Consider the following 18,721-nt stretch of genomic DNA (forward strand, 5'->3'; position numbering starts at 1 on the left):
AATCAGGATATTGTTTTAATCTTTCTCAATACATAACCCGTATGGCGGTTGGAATCATATCGACTCCAGTCATAATGGAAATAAAATCCTCATTGACTGAAGAACTTAGTTCAACAAGCACATACTCTGACAAATCTTCATTTTCATCTGGGCTGCGCCCGTATATCATTGTTTCGTGAGTAACATCGACTTCTTCAGATCCTATCTGTAATTTTTCCTTTAACTCAAGTGGCTTTACCCTTTGAGGTCCGGGCATCCACAGCCTGCTGAAAAGGATATCTTTAAGTTCAAAAGCCTCCCATCCGATATATCCTTCATTCTCATCCAGCCAGAATGCCCACTCATCGTCCGATTGAGGATAAACCCTGTCAAAAGGAATGTAGAAACGTGCCTCATAAGTCTCTTCACCTGCTCCGGACATAAGCTCCAGAACAGCTTCGGTTGTTTTACCCGTGCTCAGATAAATTCGATCAACTCTTTCACCTTCAATAAAAACAATGCCATGACCGATGACATAGTATTCTGAAGCAGGTTTTGCGGTTATCAGTTTATCCCCATAAAGAAGAAAAGTTGTGGTATCAATCCCGACTTTCCCGCCTATATGCATTCCAAGGGGAATTTTTTCATCATAATCATGCTCAGATGATTTTCTCACTTCGCTTATTTTATTTTTGAGAACGCGACCTATTGTTTTCCATGAACTCATACTAATTACCTTTAGCTGATATTCTTTTCTGCATTATGGATTTTGCTTCGACAATTGCTGAAGATAATGAATCAAGTGTTTCAGCACCGTTTCTGTCGATCCAGTCTGATTTCAGAACCATTACAGACTCCACAGCTATTGTTTCAATATCATGACCGAATATCCACCCTTTCTGCAGAGCGGGATACACTCCAGAAGGAATTTCAACGAATTTATAGACATCATTTCCATCACTATCGCTTACATCATTGAAATCCCAATCATCTACAGTAACCAATTGTAGTCCTGTACCTGAGGATGCAAGTTGATTAGCTTTATGAATAAATTCACTGTTCAGCCCAGATACAAACATCATTACAGCATAAGGATTTTCTCTTACCTCCTGCAGGGCCTGATCATAACCGGCTGTGCGTGTCGGTATTTTTTTGTATCTGCTATCAAGCACGCAGAATGCTTTCCAAGTCATGGCTGTACCAGACCCTTTGGGCCCTATGTACAAAATATGCTTATCCGGGTTTATATCTTTAACAGATTTAATACCTGAATCACGATTGGCAATCATTTGCACCGCTTCAGGATAAATAACTGTCTGCTCAGTAACGAGCTTCACATCAGGGTATAAGGCTTTGTAAAGCATAAGTGCATCAGACTGAACCATTGCCGCATCAACCTTACCGTTTACTAATAAATCAAGATTCTCCCATGAACCGGATGTGTTTAGCAGCTCAACGTCAATACCACTGGCTTTGCTTTTAACAACTCCTCCAAAATAATTATAGTTTCCTGTTTTAGAGGCTGTAGCAAAACGCAAAACAGGAGTACTGCTGGACATAGCTGCCAAAGCTTCAGGGGCCAGAGCAATACTGGCCGGAATCCCTTCCGGCAGAAATGATGGGTCTATAGGACCATTCATACCTGCTGTAGCAGCATCCAGCTCATTCAACTTTTCTCGAAGCTCTGCATTTGTTCTGGCAAGTTCATCAGCTTCCCTGCGCCATTCCTGAATTCCGACATCATTCTGATGATTATAAAATGTTTGGGAATATCCGGGACGACTCAGATTACTGAGCATCATCCACAGACACATAGAATCCCACATACCGAAGCTGGGACGGGAGTTATAAATATATCCGGGAGCCCTCCACCCACTGCTGGAATAGTATCTAGAGCGTGCAGAAGCATCATTATCGTAATCAAATCTCTTATTATGATTAACTTTCTGCGAAAGCTTATTGTTTTTATAGTTGGATTTATACGATGAAACAGACTTCTTTTTAAACTTGGATCTAGAATTCTGGTACTGGGCATACGATGACTTTGCACCGGACACGGTCTGCTTATTGGAAATTTTTTTATCAAATTTGGAACTTTTCACATTTGAAGTTCCAGTGGAATACATGCCTGAGCTACCGGTCTTGTATGAAATTCCACTCTTTTGAGGTTTACTATATCCTGATCCCTGAACAGAGGCTGATTTTGCAGGTTTAGAATATTTTGACTCAGAGGTAGATTTTGACTTTGATGTAGAAGGCTTAGAGTAACCAGAACTGGATTTACTGCTTGAGCTGAAATATCCTCCACCGCTTCTTCCTCCCCAAACAGAAGAAGATGTCTTCGAGGCTGAAGAACTGTATGATCTCGAGGAGCTATAAGATTTTGATCTTGACCTGTATCTAGCATCCGCCAAATCAGCTCCGCCTAAGATCGAAATAAGAATTACCATAACAAGGCAAATAGTAAGTTTATTGTATTTCATGCTGTATAATTGGTTATTTTAGTTTTTGAAATCTAAATACAGGACAATTCACATAACTCTAAAAACATAATTTTGCTGTTTAAACAGCTGATATGAACAGTGTGGTACCTTCTACAGCTACCTAGAGCAAGCTGTGCATTTCCCCTTCCAGATGTACATATCTAGAAAAATACACATATTATTATGTGCATTTCCTTATAAATTACCATCAACCATTTGTAAATATTACCTAAAATTTCACCGTTATTTTATACAATTATAATCCTCGATATTCACAGGCCAGCACGATGTTCTTAGTAGCTGAATACAGGTTTAATAGACTGAACAAAACTCTTTCCCTACAAAGACTTTGCTGACGGAAAAATAATGTTAGAAAATAAAAAAGCCAGTCCCCAAAGAAACTGGCCAAAATATACTTGTAAAACAATAAACGATTACTATGTCACCTTAATCTCCAGCTGAAGAAATACAATGAGCTGTAAGCTGGTATGCGAGCTGTGCGGCCGCAAAATCTGAAGCATGATCTCCAGCCTGAGGGGCCAGTTCAACTACATCTGCACCTATAACGCAACGATTCTGTACTGCCAGCTCAAGTAGTGACATTGCATCATGCCATCCTATACCTCCGGGGACAGGAGTTCCGGTAGCTCTGATAACTGATGGGTCAAGCCCATCGACATCGAACGTGATATAAATTTTTTCAGGAAAATCATCAGGCAGTAAAGATTCAGGTATACCGCTTAGATATAGTTCCCGTGAATCAATATACCGGATGCCGGCTTCTTTACGAAATTCAACTTCTTCAAGACACATAGCCCGTACGCCCAGCTGAAAAACAGTCAAGCCAAGTTCATCCACAGCCCTGCGCATAACACAGGCATGACTGAACGAATCTCCTTCATAGCTATCCCGCAAGTCGGCATGAGCATCAAACTGAACTATTCCAAAATTTCCATACTTTTTTTTAAGAGCCCTCAACGCTCCTAAAGTAACCGTATGTTCGCCGCCGAGAACAATGGGAATCGCTCCGCAATCTGATGAAAAAGATACTGCTTTTTCAATTGCATTTAGACTTTTCTGAGTTCCGCCAGAGCAATCCAGCACTTCTGCTGTATGAATTCCAGCTTCCCCCGGACATGATACCCCATTCCATAATTCAAGCTGCGTCGACGCTTCAAGAATAGCCTTAGGGCCTTCTGCCGTACCCCCTCCATAAGAAACAGATGATTCGAGAGGAGCAGATATTATATGGATTGCAGCCTTTTCAGGAGCACAATTAGGGATTTCACCGGCAAGAAAAAAATCTTCCACAGAAAATTCTCCTATGAGAGACGGTTTTTAAAATCTTCATATCCGAATTCGCGGACAACATTCACACGGTTTTCTTCAGGATTGTACAGCGCAATGGCTGGAAGCTGTATACCATTGAAAGTATTGGTCTTAACCATGGAATAAATGGCCATATCAGTAAAGACCAGCCTGTCTCCTGCTTTCAGAGGGGCATCAAAGGAATATTCACCCGCCACATCACCTGCCAGGCAGGAAGGACCTCCGATTCGACAGGTCCATTTCTTCTCACCCGCTTCACCAGACCCTACTATATAAGGCCTGTAAGGCATTTCAATAACATCAGGCATATGACATGGCACAGCAGAATCCATTATCACAATAGGCATATCTGCCAAAGTTACATCCAGAACAGATGCAACCAGAAATCCGCTGTTAAGCGCAACGGCCTCACCCGGTTCAAGGTAAACTTCAACATTCCATTTCTTTTTGAATCGGATAATTAATTCTATCAGCAGGTCAGCATCATACCCTTCTCTGGTGATATGATGACCGCCGCCGAAATTAACATATTGCATCTGCGGCAATATATCAGCGAAATTTCTTTCAACAGCTTCAATTGTCCGTTCCAGACAATCCGCACCCTGCTCACATAGATTATGCCAGTGAAGCCCTATAACATCATCAAGGTTGTCCTGTTCAAATTGAGCCTTGCGAATTCCAAGTCTGGAACCGGGGGAACAAGGATCATAAATAGGCACAGCTCCCTCAGAATGTTCAGGATTGATGCGCACAGCAAGTTCTATTTTACGATTTTCAGTGCGGGCAATGTCTTTAATAACAGGGCGGAATTTATTTAACTGTGCAAAGGAATTAAACACAATATGATCACTGGTCCGGCATAGCTCATTGATATCATTTTCAGAGTATGCGGCAGCAAAACTGTGTACTTCTTTTCCAAACTCTTCTCGGCCCAATCTGGCCTCATGGGGAGAGCTGGCACAAATACCGTCCAGCTTTCGTGAAAGCTGCGGAAAGGTGCTGAACATGGCGAAACATTTCAGAGCAAGCAGAATTTTACATCCTGCCTGCTCCTTTATAGAGGCGAGGATCTCCAGATTTTTCTCCAGAAGGCCCTCGTCCACAATAAAACATGGTGTTTTAACTTCAAAAGGATTGAAGTTGTATTCACTCTGGCAGCTCACTACAATTCCACTTCATTCCATGCAAGACCGTGCTTGTTCAATGCATCCATAAAAGGATCAGGGTCAAACTGTTCCATATGGAAAACACCTTCGCCTGACCATTTTCCAGTCACCATCATCATAGCACCGATCATAGCAGGAACTCCGGTTGTATAGGAGATAGCCTGTGAACCGACTTCTTCATACGCAGCTTCGTGGCTGCAAATATTATAGACGTAAAGTTTCTTCTCTTTACCATCTTTAATACCTTTCATGACATTACCGATGCATGTGCGGCCCTTGGTCAGCGGTCCCAGTGATCCCGGTTCAGGCAGAACTGCCTTCAAAAACTTGATAGGCTGAATCATCTGTCCCTTATACTCAATAGGCTCAATGGAAGTCATACCTATATTCTCCAGTACTTTTAAATGAGTGAGGTACTGTTCGGAAAAGGTCATCCAGAATCTTGCACGCTTAAGACCTTTGATATGCAGAGCCAGTGATTCAAGCTCTTCATGATACATAAGATAGCATTTCTTAGGACCGATTCCATCAGGAAAATCATAGTCCATAGACCATGAAAGAGGATCTGTTTCAACCCATTCACCCCGTTCCCAATAACGGCCACGCTGGGTGATTTCCCTGATATTGATTTCAGGGTTGAAGTTTGTAGCAAAAGCCTGACCGTGATCACCGGCGTTGCAGTCAATGATGTCCAGTTCATGAATTTCATCAAAGTGATGCTTCATGGCATGAGCTGCAAATACATTCGTTACACCGGGATCAAATCCGGAACCAAGCAGCGCCATCAATCCTGCAGCTTTAAAACGTTCCTGATAAGCCCACTGCCATTTATATTCAAATTTAGCCTCATTCGGCGGCTCGTAGTTTGCGGTATCAAGATAGTTTACCCCAACCTCAAGACATGCATCCATGAGCGGCAGATCCTGATACGGCAACGCCAGGTTGACCAGAAGATCGGGCTTAATACGTTTTAACAGTTCAACTGTCTCCTGCACATTATCCGCATCAACCTGATAAGTAGAAACAGTTACACCAGTGCGCTTCTTTACTGAATCAGCAATTGCATGGCACTTTTCAACAGTACGGCTGGCTAAATGTATTTCACCAAAAACTTCAGGTAGTTGAGCACATTTATGAACTGCAACACTCCCGACTCCTCCGGCACCGATAATTAGGACCTTGGACATAATATTATCCTCATATTATCCTCTAAGCGGGATATTTTTTATCTTTCAAAGTATGTATAACCCTGCAAGCCAGTTTTGTAGGCTTGAAGTATTTCTCTGCGCTGAGTAGGAGTAATGCGTTTTTCACGTACCGCATTTTCAGCTGTTTCACGGAAACGTGTCAGAAGGTACTTTGTATCATATTCAACGTATGAAAGTATATCTTCCACAGTATCTCCTTCCATTTCTCCAACAAAATCAAACTCTCCGTTCTCTTTGATCTTCACAGTGACAATATTTGTATCACCAAGAAGATTATGCAGGTCACCAAGAGTTTCCTGATAGGCTCCGACAAGGAAGGCCCCAAGATAATACTCTTCGTTATCCTTCAACTCATGCAGAGGCATCGTCCGTTTGACTCCCTGACTGTCAATAAAACGATCGATTTTTCCGTCACAATCACAGGTGATGTCTGCAAGAATTCCTTCACGGACAGGTTTTTCACCAAGCCTGTGTACAGGCATTATAGGAAAAAGCTGACCAATTGCCCATGCATCGGGCAGAGATTGAAACACACTGAAGTTGCAATAATATATATCAGAAAGAGCATGTCCAATACCTTCAAGTTCCTGCGGTAGCGACGGGAGGTCTTTTGCGAGTATGCCGATACGACGGATAGTCTCCCAAAAAACGTTTTCCCCCATAGCCCTTTCCCTGAAAGAGATTTTACCGCCGCTGAAAGCCTGTCTGACTTCATCGCGATAATACAATGTATCATTAAAACATTCCTGCACATTACGCAGGTTGAGCGCTTTAAGAGTATCAAATAAGTGCTGAATATGAATGTTAGTGTTTTCGGGCAGAACCTCCGGAAGAGGGTCCGGAGCAAAGCATGCTGCGTCCAAAACATTAAACAGAAGCATAGAATAATATGCGACAAGCGCACGGCCTGACTCTGTGATGATGGTAGGATGTTCTACTCCTTGCTCATCAAGCACGGTCATTACACCTTCCACGACATCAATGCAGTATTCATCCAAAGAATAGTTACGACTGCTCATGAAGTTGGTCTGTGTTCCATCATAGTCGACAGCAAGACCACCACCGAGGTCAAGATAGTGCATGTTTGCACCCTCAGCAACGAGTCCGGCATAGACACGACTTGCCTCGGCAACTGCACCACGAATTTCACGGATATTTGGTATCTGTGATCCTAAATGATAATGCAGAAGTTGCAGACAATCCAGCATATCAGCCTTTTCAAGCTGATCTATAACGTCTATTATCTGAGTAGCATTCAGACCGAAAATGGATCTATCTCCGCCTGATTCAGCCCACAAACCGTTAGCATGAGCGGAGAGTTTTACTCTAACACCCAGAATAGGTCTGATCCCTTTAGCCTTGGACCGCTCAATAATAAGCGGCAGTTCACCCGGCATTTCGATAACAAGGACGCATTTAAAGCCAAGCTGTGTGGCATGAAGTCCGAGGTCAATAAACTCCTCGTCCTTATACCCGTTACAGACCATCACGGCCTCTGTGTCACGAAACATTCCCATAGCAGCGATGAGTTCGGCTTTACTGCCGGCCTCAAGACCGTGGTGGTACTTTTCGCCATGCCGTGTAACAGCCTCAACGACCTGTTGCTGCTGATTAACCTTGATAGGATAGGCTCCGGAGTATGCTCCCCGGTAATCAAGCTCTTTAATTGCTGTTAAAAAACTTTCGTTAAGTAGTGAGATTTGTGTATCGAGGATATTCTCAATGCGAAGAAGAACCGGCATATCGAGCCCTCGCTCCTGAACACCGGCAATAATTTCAGGAATGCTGACAGCATTATCAAAACAGCCGGGATTGGCTGTAACCTGAAGATTACCATCTTCGGAAACACCGAAAAAACCAGCGCCCCATTCACGGACGCTGTAAAGTTCTGTGGACCGCTCAGCCGTCCATCTTTCTAGTATTGGGGTCACTCATAAACCCTCCGTGAAAATAATCTGGGAAGAATCCCGAATGGCAGAAGAAGCTTTAAAAAATAGCTACCACTAATAAAAGCGGGATTTAGAAAGAGAGGACAAAAATGTCAAGAACTATCAGCATCACTTAGATGATTTCCTGTTCTCCAAATTCAAGACAATTATCATTCCTCTGAAGTTGCAATGCAGCCTTAATGCTGAGATATTTATTTAAAATCACAAGAACAGAAGCCGCATTCCCCCTACTAAAACCAATAAAAAAAGCACAGTCATTCCTATACCTGCTCTGAGATAATCAACAGATTTAAGCCCGGCAGGACGCATTATCAATGCATTAACCTGATGGGTAGGCAGAATGAAAGTATTTGAAGCTGCCAAAGCGACAGTCAAAGCCGCAGCTCTGGGATCACATCCGCAGGACAAAGCCAGATTTATCCCTAACGGTACCAGCAGTACAGTTGCTCCAACATTTGACGTAAAGAGGGTAAAAAAAGAAGTCAGAATAGCAATACCAAACAAAAGTAAAGTAGGAGAAGGCACACCGAGCACGTTCATCAGAGTAACCGCAATTAATTTTGCCGCTCCGGTATTTTCAAAGGCAATACCAAGAGGTATTAACCCGGCAAGTAAGAATACAGTCATCCAGTCAACTGACTGGTATGCTTCGTCTATAGATAGGACCTGCCCTAGAATCATGCCTAGTGCGCCAAAAAATAAGGCTATGGAAAGTTGGATATTCAAAACCAGAATCATAAATAAAGAAATGGCAAGACATCCAAGAGCCCACAATGCTTTGTCTTCCCTTACAACTTCACCTCTAACAGGCTCGGTAAAAACAAGATCATTCTGCTCTTTTAATCGATGAAAAGAACTCCATTTCCCGTGCAGCAATAAAGCATTTCCCTCAGCAACCGTCTGGTTGGATAGATCACTGATTATCATTTCGTGGCCAACAAATATCGCCAGCGGAGTAACACCGTATTTATGTCTAAACTGGAAGGAGCCTAAAGTTTTACCGACAAGGCGGGAACGTGGAGTAACTATCCCTTCCATGATACCTGCATTGCTTTGCGACAGATCATCTGCAAAAACTTTCAACTCATCTGAATAACTCCACCCTAGATCTGCCGCCATCTTTTTAACATACACTTCATCCCCGACTACAGCCAGACTGTCTCCAGGGCAAAGCAGATCCTCGGGTAACGGGGCTACAATCCGCTTATGAGTGATATGGTTATATGAGGCGACCACTGTGCAGGCATAATTGGCACGAATCTGTAGTCCTATCAGCGTATTTTCCTTGAAGCCTTCTGCAGGAATATACATCTCATAAATATCTCCGACATTGTGATATGTCTTATCTAATAGAGGAGAAAGAGGGCCACCGACATCCTGCTGTTTACCGTCTGGTAAAATTTTCTTACCTAAAACAGCAAAATAAAGCATGGCTGCAACAACCAGCATGATCCCTATTGGAGTCATACTGAATATGCCAAAAGGCTTATTTTTTATACCCCCAATCACCAGCAGATCATTAAGCATGATAAGCGGACTGGAACCGACCAGTGTCAGCGTACCACCAATAATTGCGCAAAAGGCCATAGGCAATAAGATACGTCCAGCCGGAATTCCAGTATGCACCGCAATTCGCCTTGCAGCAGGCATGAACAAAGCCGCTGCTCCGATATTCTGCATGAAACCTGAGATCAAAGCGACCGTACCGGATATCATCGCGGTTATGCGTTTCTCCCGCTTTCCGGCAATTCTGAGAATTATCCGGGCCAGATGATTCATGACTCCGGTCTTATCAAGCCCTGCACCAATGATTATGACAGCGATAATAGACACTACAGCATTACTGCTTAATCCGCTGACGGCCTGCTGAGGTGTAACAAGCCCCAGAAGAGGCAGTCCTACCAGTACCATGATACCCACAACATCAACACGAACCCAGTCAAAAACGAACAATAAGATAACAACTACGAGTACACAAAGCACAACTATGATATCAGGAGTGATAACCATGATAGATACGAAATCTCCTTTTAAATTAATAAAAACACTTCTGAATATTGATAAATCATACGGTATTTTACCATAAGAATGCAAACACTAACAAAAACACGTATAACATTTTCCGAATATGATATGATAATGGCAATTTAAACATTATGGTGAAATATTAGATTTAGAGAAAAAAAATACGACATTCACCTCTATAACATAGACTAAGCCTAATAAATATTTAAATACGTATCTTATAAAAACACTTTCTATAAAAGATTAATGATACTATTCAAAAGAACTTTTTAGATAATTTTCACTTTTCATTGAAATGTTGAAAATTTAACCGCAGTGATCAATACTACTTTGATCCAACAAGACTGAAACAACTGGAGGTTCTGATGAAAATGAAAGGTATGCGTGTTTTAATGTTCGTGGATCATGTATTCGAGGATATGGAACTTCTTTATCCATACTATCGCTTAATTGAGGAAGGCGCAGGAGTCGTTGTTGCCGGACCAGAATCAGGAACTGTTTACACAGGAAAAAACGGTTATCCTTTCATATCTACAGCGGCCATTAAGGATCAGCAGTCCTCAGATTTCGATCTTCTTGTAGTTGCTGGAGGTTTTGCTCCAGATAAACTAAGGCGCGATCCCAAAGTGCTGCAGCTTACCCGTGAGATACATGATGCAGGAAAAGTAGTAGCACATATTTGCCACGGTGGATGGATTCCAATTTCTGCTGGAATTATGCAAGGCTTCACCTGCACTTCAACGCCCGGAATTAAAGATGATCTTGTAAACGCAGGGGCTAAATGGGTTGATGACGAAGTGGTTGTGGACAGAAATCAGGTTTCTTCCCGTAAACCGGATGATCTGCCTGCTTTTTGTCGCGCTATAATTAATCTGGCAACAAAATAATTTTTCAAGTCAGGCCTGCGATAACAATCATAAATTTAAAAGCCACTGATATAACAGCATCAGTGGCTTTTAAATTTGATCTTATCAAAATAAATTCCAATCATTATGAGTGGATATAGTTAGTCCTGCATGTTCATACTCAGATAAAGATGCCTTGAAATTCTAGAGGATATTTTTATATTTCTTTAAAATTTCTATTTTTGATAGGAATTTTAATCGTAAACAGTGTGTATTTACCTACTTCAGAACCAACACTCATGATGCTTCCATGCTGGTCTGTAATTATAGAATAATGGCATATGGCATATGCCATATGCCATTATTCATTTCAACATGAAAAACATTATTAACCTACGTATAGACACCAAAGATGTGACAAAGGCATGACTATAAGCAGAGCCGGAATCATGTTAGCTACGGCAAACTGCTTTATTCCGCAGATGCGAAAACCAGTTGCCAGCATGATCAAACCACCGCATGCTGAAAAATCACCCAGCATGTCAGGGGTTGTTAAAGGCATTATCTGGGCAGATCCTAAATAAAGTAAAGCTTGAACTGTAAATTGAGGAATAACCAGAAGAGCAACAGAATACCCCAGAGTTGACGCAAAAATTGCAGCTGTAAATATATCTAAAATTGATTTTACTATCAGCAGGGTGGGGTCACCGGTCATACCTTCATTCATTGCACCATATACACCTGTACCGCTCACACAAAAAAGAACCAGAAGAACAACAAATTTATCTAAAAACTCCTCCTGACTCAAATCCCCGGAAGGTCGTGTTATTACTTCTATCCATTTTCTTGCGCTTGAAGCTGCCTTTTGAATCAAATTTTCCAATTCAATAATTTCGCCAAGAAAAGATCCTACAACAAGAGCCAGAACTACAGCTGCAAGAAATTTAACCTTAACGATCATGGCTACGCCAAGCCCCATCGAAGCACAACCGAATACCATGGGCATCCTTAGCCGTAAATTTGAATTGAGCTTGGGACCAACGAGGGCACCCGCAATACTACCTACGAATAACGCCGCCCCATTAATATAAGGACCGATCATAATAATTCCTTTTTTGACACGAAAAATCGTCGTGCTACTCTTTTAAGAGAGACAATGTAGAATACAAAATGACTAACAGGACTGTCAGATAGACAGCCCGTAGTCTTGTGTGACTTGAAAATAATCTGAGAAAAACGAAGTGTTAGCTTTCAGATGTAAAACCGAACTCAACTTTTGACTTTGTGTAGAATACGCGCAGTTTCTTTTTTTCAAGGCAGGACATAAGTCTGTCACATTCTTCAACTGAAAGAGCCATTGCTACCTGAAGCGGTGGATCTTGCAGATCAAAATATCCATCAGAATGAAAACGCCCATCATGCCCGAATCCTTCTTTGCCAGAAAAAAGAGTAGCCCCGCTGACCCCTAGTTTTTGTGCTTTATCAATGAGCCAGTTGGCAACGGAAACGCCTTCATGCTCTCGATTCTGCTGTGTAAAAAAAGTAACTAAATATCCTTCCATAAAACTCTTCCCTTATAATTTAGGATGTTATCAGCTAGTGCGCATATGCTGTTACAGAAACAATCGCTTCATTTTATATTAAATTGCACAGCCACATTGAAACAAAAAAATAATATAACTTACATACTACCCCAAAAGGTCAATATGCATATTAGTATTAGCAATAGTAGATTTATCTGCTGATTCAAAGCTACATCGGAGTGGGCATGAAAACAATGACGCGGGTCACTGATAAACTGACAAAATTTTAAAGAATGAAAAAAGGACTCGAAGAGAATTGATCAAGTTGTGATTTATCTAAAATTCTTACGATACCCCGTGACTTGGAAATTAACCCTGAATCCTGTAACCGGGAAACAATACGCGCCGCAGTTTCCCTTGAGGTTCCTACCATTTCCGCGACATCACCATTTGTAAGAGGGAGATCAAGACCTATTCGCGATGAAAGCATACTTAACGCATTTAAAATCCGTTTTTCAGCACTCTCATCAATTAAATCGAGTATACGGGTATACGCACCTTCAATAAGATCACTCATGGAATTTAAAATACCGGCGGCAACGTTCGGGTTCTTAAGCACCCATTTTTTAAATTCTGAGCTAGGCATTGTTATTATATCAGCCGGTTTAACTACACGGGCCGAGAAAAAACGCAGTTGTGACCCAAAACAGGCAATTGCATTCAGAGGCACTCCCCTCACTGCAACTAAATATGTAAAAGATTTTCCAGAAGGAGCTTCTTTTGATAAAATCACAAGGCCGTTTTCAACGAGAAAGAAACTGTTTAATTCATCACCTGTTCGAAATATATATTCACCTTTATCAAAATGGATTCGCTGAGTTTTGCGTGCAAGCTCCTCAAGAGCTGCAGGAGTGGCAAGATTCAAATTTATATCTGCTTGCAAAGTTTCTATTATTTGTTGGATATTCTCTTCTTGCATATACACCCGCTTTAATATGTGAATAAATCTGATTGCTACTATATCAAAAAGTGAAACAGAGAATGTACAATTTTTAAAGATTAATAAATTATTTTAAGTATATCAGCAACTCATTAAAGACCTACCATACGCAAACAAGTAGTCAAAAGACTCTATAGTCTCTCACAGGTAGCTTCGGATTGCATTTTAGTTATTCTAGTCGTAGTTTACAGTGATAATATTTAAAAATTCATCAACGCAATCAAAACCATCTATAGTACAATAGGTTATATTCATGCCCAAATTAAATATTCGCCAAAAAATTATTCTAGGAATTTTTATTTTTTCTATCTGCTTCGGATGCATTGGAATGCTATCATACATGAACACGCTGCAACTAGAGAGACAAGTCCTTCTTGTTGAAAGAGTTGACGATTTAAGCAATATTATTCTTGAAATCAGACGCACTGAAAAAAATTATCTTCTCTATCATGATCCAGATTTACTGGAACAAGGATTTAAATACTTAAATCAGGCCGACAATCTGCTGCGCACACTGATGCAGGAATTTATCAATAAAGAAGTGAAGCAAACAGGAAGCAATCTTAAAAATAACATTAATAATTACCGACAATTACTCAAAAATCTTGAAATTAACGACAAGGAATCCAAGCTATCAACTGTAAATCACAATAGTAATATTCGAGAAGCCGGCCAGGCTTTGGTTGAATACTCTAAGGCAATCTCTAGTTTCGAACGAAAAAACATTCTCAATATTAATGAAAAACTGCGCTCTAACCTGGCTTTCTCCATGGTCGGAATTGCAGCAGTTGTATTTATTCTCGTTGTTTTTGTTTCATCAAGCATTTTAAAGCCCCTCAGTCAGGTTCAGGAGGCTACAAAACAAATTTCACTTGGAACTTTTCAGGAATTGCCTATCAAAAACTCACACGACGAAGTCCAACAGGTTTTTGCTGCACTCAACTCAATGGTTGAACAATTAAAGAAAAGAAGACGACAATTAGTGCAAGCCCAAAAACTATCATCAATAGGGACACTTGCCTCAGGTATCGCTCATCAGTTAAATAATCCGTTGAACAACATTTCAACGTCCTGCCAAATTCTGATGGAACGCGAAAGCAATGTAGATGAACTTTCAGGCAAAATGATGAAAAATATTATGCAGGAGACTCTACGATCAAGGGATATAGTCAAAGGACTGCTTGAATTTTCCAGAGAACGTGAGTATTCCCCAGGTCCGATTGAGCTGGACAACATTATGCAATCAGCAATGAGCCTTGTCTCAAGTCAGGTACCGTCTAATATTTCGCTCACTATGGAAATTCCTGAACATATCATAGTCAGGGTTGATCGACGTAAAATGCAGGAAGCTTTTATTAATCTTCTTATAAATGCAATTCAGGCAATTGGTTCTGCACAAGGATCTATAAGTATTGCCGCATTTCAGAAAGACGAGAATGCAACGATAAGTGTAAAAGATACAGGTGAAGGAATCCCTCCGAAAACTCTTGAACGAATTTTTGATCCGTTCTTTTCCACAAAAGAAGTAGGACAAGGGACTGGTCTGGGACTGTATATAGTATATGGAATTATAGAAAAACATCATGGCCATATCAGGGTCGAAAGCATTCAGGGAAAAGGAACAACCTTTTTTATTACCATTCCTCTGGAAAAAGAGAATAATATATGATCAGTCATGCCAATATCCTTATAGTTGATGATGAAACCATCGCAAGAGAAAATCTGACCCATGTGCTTACTCAGGAAGGATATACAACCACGGCAGTCGGCTCTGGATCGGAAGCCCTGCAACAGATAGAAAAAGCTGAGTTTGAACTTGTACTCACTGACCTTATGCTCCCGGGCATGAATGGCATTGAATTGCTTGAACATATCAAAGAAAGACAACCTTCCACACAAGTAATTGTAATAACAGGACACGCAACAGTATCTACGGCTGTGTTGGCAATGCAGAGTGGAGCTCATTCCTATATTGCAAAACCATTCAATCTTGATGAATTGCGTGCACAGGTTCTTAAGGCTCTTGAATGCAGAGCATTGTCAGTGGAAGTTTTGCGTCTTAGACAAGTCCTTGCACAGGGTAAACAGGACTTCCCACTTGTGGGGCAAAGTGACGAAATCCTTAAGCTGAAAAAAACAATAAAACAGCTTGCCCATATGAACTGTAATGTTCTTATTCAGGGGGAAACGGGTACAGGTAAAGAGCTAATTGCCCGCGGAATACATATGCTAAGTTCGCGCTCTGAAGAAAGATTTATGGCTATAAACTGCGGTACATTCACTGCTGAACTGATGGACAAAGAACTGTTTGGGCACGAAAGAGAAGCATTTACCGGAGCACAGAGAGGTCAGAAAGGCATACTTGAAGTCGCAAATGGAGGGACAGTTTTCTTCGATGAAATGAGTGAACTACCACTGAATATGCAGGTAAAACTCTTAAGAGTTCTTCAGGAGCGCACTTTTTTGCGAGTAGGTGGAACCCAAGAAATACCTGTCGATATCAGAGTAATAGCAGCAACAAACTGTGACCTGAAACAGAATGTAGAAAACGGATCATTTCGTCAGGACCTTTTCTACCGGCTCAACGTTGTTACTCTTTCAGCCCCTCCACTACGTGAACACAGAGAAGATATACCTGTTCTCATCGGCCACTTCCTTGAAAAACACAGAACGCCAGAACTTGGAATCGATACGATATCTCAAGATACTCTCGATATTCTAATGAATTATTCATTTCCGGGAAATGTAAGAGAACTGGAAAATATAGCTCAACGAGCTCTAGCACTGACAAAAGGCACTGCTTTTACACCAGACCTTCTGCCTAGGGAAATTCGCACTATATCCCGTGAAAATCCTTTGCAGACACTTGAAGAAATTGAGCGTCATCACATTGAAAAAGTTCTGCTGGCTACTGATGGTAACAAAACACAAGCCTCTAAAATACTGGGCATAGACAGAGTTTCGTTGTGGAGAAAGATGAAACGCTTAGGATTAGCCAAAGACAAAGCTAAATAAAAGCCAGCTCCATCACCTGACTCAAACTGCTTACAAGACGGATATCAATACCATCGAGAACCTCCTGCTCAATGCGCTGCACTGCATGGGAGCATTGTTCGGGAAGAACAACTGTACGAATTCCAGCTCTTGATGCGGCCATTATCTTTTCGCGCACACCACCTACAGGCAAGACATCTCCATGCAGTGAAATTTCACCGCTGAAAGCCATATCCTGAGGGACATAACGACCTGTCAATTGTGAAAGAATCGCAACGGCAATGGTTACCCCCGCAGAAGGTCCCTCTTTTGTCACCGACCCGGCAGGGATATGAACATGGATATCTGATGATTCAAAAAAATCAGGTGAAAGTCCAAAATTGTCAACATTAGCACGTATGAAACTAAGAGCAGTTTGCGCCGATTCTTGCAGAACATCTCCTAGCGACCCCGTAAGGATCAAATTTTTGTTTCCATACATTTTAGCCGCTTCTACAAAAATGATCTCACCTCCATTTTCCGACCATACCAATCCAGTAGCCAGTCCAACGCCCGGTTCCTTCCTTGCCGTTGCAGTAAAATGAGGAGGAGGCCCCATCAAGGAAAGAAGTTCTTTAACGCCGACAGCAACTACACTGCTACTGCCACTTTCATCTAAAACTCTCCTGGCCAGTTTACGGCACAGTGAAGCAATCTGTTTTTCAAGACCTCGCAATCCTGGTTCACGCGTGTAATCTATGATCAGGCTCTTTAATGCTTCAGGCTGAATATCAATTGTGTTAATTCTCAGACCATGCTGTTGTAACTGTTCGGGAACAAGATAATTAGTTGCAATTTTCAATTTCTCGCTAAGTGTGTAACTTGAAAATTCAATCACTTCCATACGATCTCTCAAAGGAGCCGAAATACGATCCATAATATTTGCTGTAGCAATGAACAGCACCCCTGAAAGGTCAAAAGCCTGTCCCAAATACTGGTCTACAAAAGTTGAATTTTGCTGAGGATCAAGAATTTCAAGCAGAACGGAAGTTGCATCTCCCTCAAAACTTTGGATAATCTTATCCATTTCATCAAGCATAATGACAGGATTACGTACGCCTGATTTCTGAATATTCTGTAAGAGTCTTCCAGCCATAGCTCCGACATAAGTACGTCTGTGCCCGCGAAGTTCCGCTTCATCCCTCAGTCCGGCAAGGGACATACATATAAATTTACGCCCCATTGCCTCAGCTATAGCCTTTCCTATAGAAGTTTTCCCCGTACCTGGAGGGCCGCTGAAACAAAGGACAGGTCCACGTAATCCCTGTATGCGCTGATTTTTACCAAGCAGCTCCTGAACATAATCACGTAACTTTGTCAGGTTAACCGGTTTTCCCATGTACTGATCCGCACCTTTCTTCATAGCAGTTACTGCCGTTTTTACAGTGGCATATCCAGTCAGCATGATCACTCCGGTATCAGGCCAGCGGCTTCTCATTTCACCCAGAAGCTCCAACCCGTCCATACCATCCATTTTAAGATCCGTTATTACAATATCAGCAGGATCTTCTTCCATAGCTGCAATAGCTTCCAGTCCATTTGCAACAGTTCTTACAGCAAACCCCTCATGCTCAAAAATTATAGCCAAGTTTTCACGCGCTATAACTTCATCATCGGCAATTATCAGATTTGGGCTGATACGGCTGCGAAGACTCTTAACAGCCAAAAATTCTAAAATGCGCTCTTTTACATTGTTCAACCCATAATGCCGGGCATCAAGTACTTCTTTTGCTCGTTCCAGATCAAGGTCATCTTTTGTGGTAGTATTCCATGGCAGAGAAAGTAAAAATTCTAGGTAATTATGTCCAAGTGCAAACTCAGGAGAAGCCCCATCAGCCTTGTGAAGCCTTTCACACTCATCCCGAGCAACATCATATATATAGTCAGGAAGACTAGCAGATTCTATACGCCGAAGCATTTCATCTGCTGCATTATCAGGCTGTAAGACATTATTATCATTAGTATCAGCTGACTTTGATTCTTGATTGGAACCGTCATTACCGTTTTTATTAAACCATTTTATCATCTGCGCTCCACTATCACTGAAAACCATTGAAATTCAGCCTAAATAAGCTTGAAACACCACAATTCCTAAAACATTATCATCATTATGCCGAGGTGTTAATGTTGCATTTTGAAACAAAAGACCATTTTTTCGTTATTTCATGCTGCAAAATAAGC

At 41.5% G+C, this 18,721-nt stretch carries 15 protein-coding genes; 3 read left to right on the top strand and 12 right to left on the bottom strand.

Features of this window, described 5'->3' with window-relative positions:
• Nucleotides 1–25 precede the first annotated feature (25 nt).
• The 8 genes from H589_RS0108225 to H589_RS0108260 all read right to left on the bottom strand — a co-directional run bounded on the left by H589_RS0108225 (nt 26) and on the right by H589_RS0108260 (nt 10,124).
• Nucleotides 26–706 carry a DUF2491 family protein gene (locus H589_RS0108225; RefSeq protein WP_027721583.1) on the bottom strand — a complete coding sequence of 227 codons (681 nt, stop codon included), beginning with the start codon at nt 704–706 and terminating at the stop codon, nt 26–28.
• Nucleotide 707: 1 nt separating this feature from the next.
• On the bottom strand, nt 708–2,081 hold the full coding sequence (locus H589_RS0108230; RefSeq protein WP_027721584.1) for a TAXI family TRAP transporter solute-binding subunit: 1,374 nt from the start codon (nt 2,079–2,081) through the stop codon (nt 708–710).
• Nucleotides 2,078–2,386, bottom strand: coding sequence for a hypothetical protein (locus tag H589_RS20905; protein ID WP_027721585.1), 309 nt, complete (start codon nt 2,384–2,386; stop codon nt 2,078–2,080). The genes H589_RS0108230 and H589_RS20905 overlap by 4 nt, the downstream gene beginning before the upstream one ends.
• Before the next feature lie 523 nt (nt 2,387–2,909).
• On the bottom strand, nt 2,910–3,773 hold the full coding sequence (gene speB, locus H589_RS0108240) for an agmatinase (protein ID WP_035075487.1): 864 nt from the start codon (nt 3,771–3,773) through the stop codon (nt 2,910–2,912).
• 11 nt (nt 3,774–3,784) lie between these two features.
• Nucleotides 3,785–4,954, bottom strand: coding sequence for a carboxynorspermidine decarboxylase (gene nspC / locus H589_RS0108245; protein ID WP_027721587.1), 1,170 nt, complete (start codon nt 4,952–4,954; stop codon nt 3,785–3,787).
• Entirely contained in the window at nt 4,954–6,144 is a 1,191-nt protein-coding gene (locus H589_RS0108250; protein ID WP_027721588.1) for a saccharopine dehydrogenase family protein, read from the bottom strand. Before H589_RS0108250 ends, nspC begins: the two co-directional genes overlap by 1 nt.
• A 38-nt stretch (nt 6,145–6,182) precedes the next feature.
• On the bottom strand, nt 6,183–8,096 hold the full coding sequence (speA, locus tag H589_RS0108255; RefSeq protein ID WP_027721589.1) for a biosynthetic arginine decarboxylase: 1,914 nt from the start codon (nt 8,094–8,096) through the stop codon (nt 6,183–6,185).
• A gap of 219 nt (nt 8,097–8,315) precedes the next feature.
• Nucleotides 8,316–10,124 carry an SLC13 family permease gene (locus H589_RS0108260; RefSeq protein WP_035075490.1) on the bottom strand — a complete coding sequence of 603 codons (1,809 nt, stop codon included), beginning with the start codon at nt 10,122–10,124 and terminating at the stop codon, nt 8,316–8,318.
• A gap of 380 nt (nt 10,125–10,504) precedes the next feature.
• On the opposite strand from H589_RS0108260, the gene H589_RS0108265 reads away from it, so the two are divergent.
• Complete coding sequence (locus H589_RS0108265; protein ID WP_156891689.1) at nt 10,505–11,026, top strand: type 1 glutamine amidotransferase domain-containing protein; 522 nt, start codon at nt 10,505–10,507, stop codon at nt 11,024–11,026.
• A 346-nt stretch (nt 11,027–11,372) separates the two neighbouring features.
• On the opposite strand, the gene H589_RS0108270 is transcribed toward H589_RS0108265, so the two are convergent.
• The 3 genes from H589_RS0108270 to H589_RS0108280 form a co-directional block, all read right to left on the bottom strand.
• Nucleotides 11,373–12,086 carry a DUF554 domain-containing protein gene (locus tag H589_RS0108270; RefSeq protein ID WP_211225337.1) on the bottom strand — a complete coding sequence of 238 codons (714 nt, stop codon included), beginning with the start codon at nt 12,084–12,086 and terminating at the stop codon, nt 11,373–11,375.
• 142 nt (nt 12,087–12,228) lie between these two features.
• Nucleotides 12,229–12,546 carry a DUF190 domain-containing protein gene (locus H589_RS0108275; protein WP_027721593.1) on the bottom strand — a complete coding sequence of 106 codons (318 nt, stop codon included), beginning with the start codon at nt 12,544–12,546 and terminating at the stop codon, nt 12,229–12,231.
• A gap of 247 nt (nt 12,547–12,793) precedes the next feature.
• Nucleotides 12,794–13,486 (bottom strand): Crp/Fnr family transcriptional regulator, encoded by a 693-nt coding sequence (locus tag H589_RS0108280; protein WP_027721594.1) that lies wholly within the window; start codon nt 13,484–13,486, stop codon nt 12,794–12,796.
• A gap of 274 nt (nt 13,487–13,760) precedes the next feature.
• Here H589_RS0108280 and H589_RS0108285 point away from each other — a divergent pair, with 274 nt between their 5' ends.
• Both H589_RS0108285 and H589_RS0108290 read left to right on the top strand, forming a co-directional pair.
• Nucleotides 13,761–15,176 (top strand): sensor histidine kinase, encoded by a 1,416-nt coding sequence (locus tag H589_RS0108285; protein ID WP_027721595.1) that lies wholly within the window; start codon nt 13,761–13,763, stop codon nt 15,174–15,176.
• Complete coding sequence (locus H589_RS0108290; protein ID WP_027721596.1) at nt 15,173–16,522, top strand: sigma-54-dependent transcriptional regulator; 1,350 nt, start codon at nt 15,173–15,175, stop codon at nt 16,520–16,522. The genes H589_RS0108285 and H589_RS0108290 overlap by 4 nt, the downstream gene beginning before the upstream one ends.
• On the opposite strand, the gene H589_RS0108295 is transcribed toward H589_RS0108290, so the two are convergent.
• Nucleotides 16,515–18,566, bottom strand: a complete 2,052-nt coding sequence (locus H589_RS0108295; RefSeq protein ID WP_084146918.1) for a S16 family serine protease — start codon at nt 18,564–18,566, stop codon at nt 16,515–16,517. The genes H589_RS0108290 and H589_RS0108295 overlap by 8 nt on opposite strands.
• Between the last annotated feature and the right edge of the window lie 155 nt (nt 18,567–18,721).

Source organism: Maridesulfovibrio zosterae DSM 11974, from assembly GCF_000425265.1.
Lineage (GTDB): Bacteria > Desulfobacterota > Desulfovibrionia > Desulfovibrionales > Desulfovibrionaceae > Maridesulfovibrio > Maridesulfovibrio zosterae.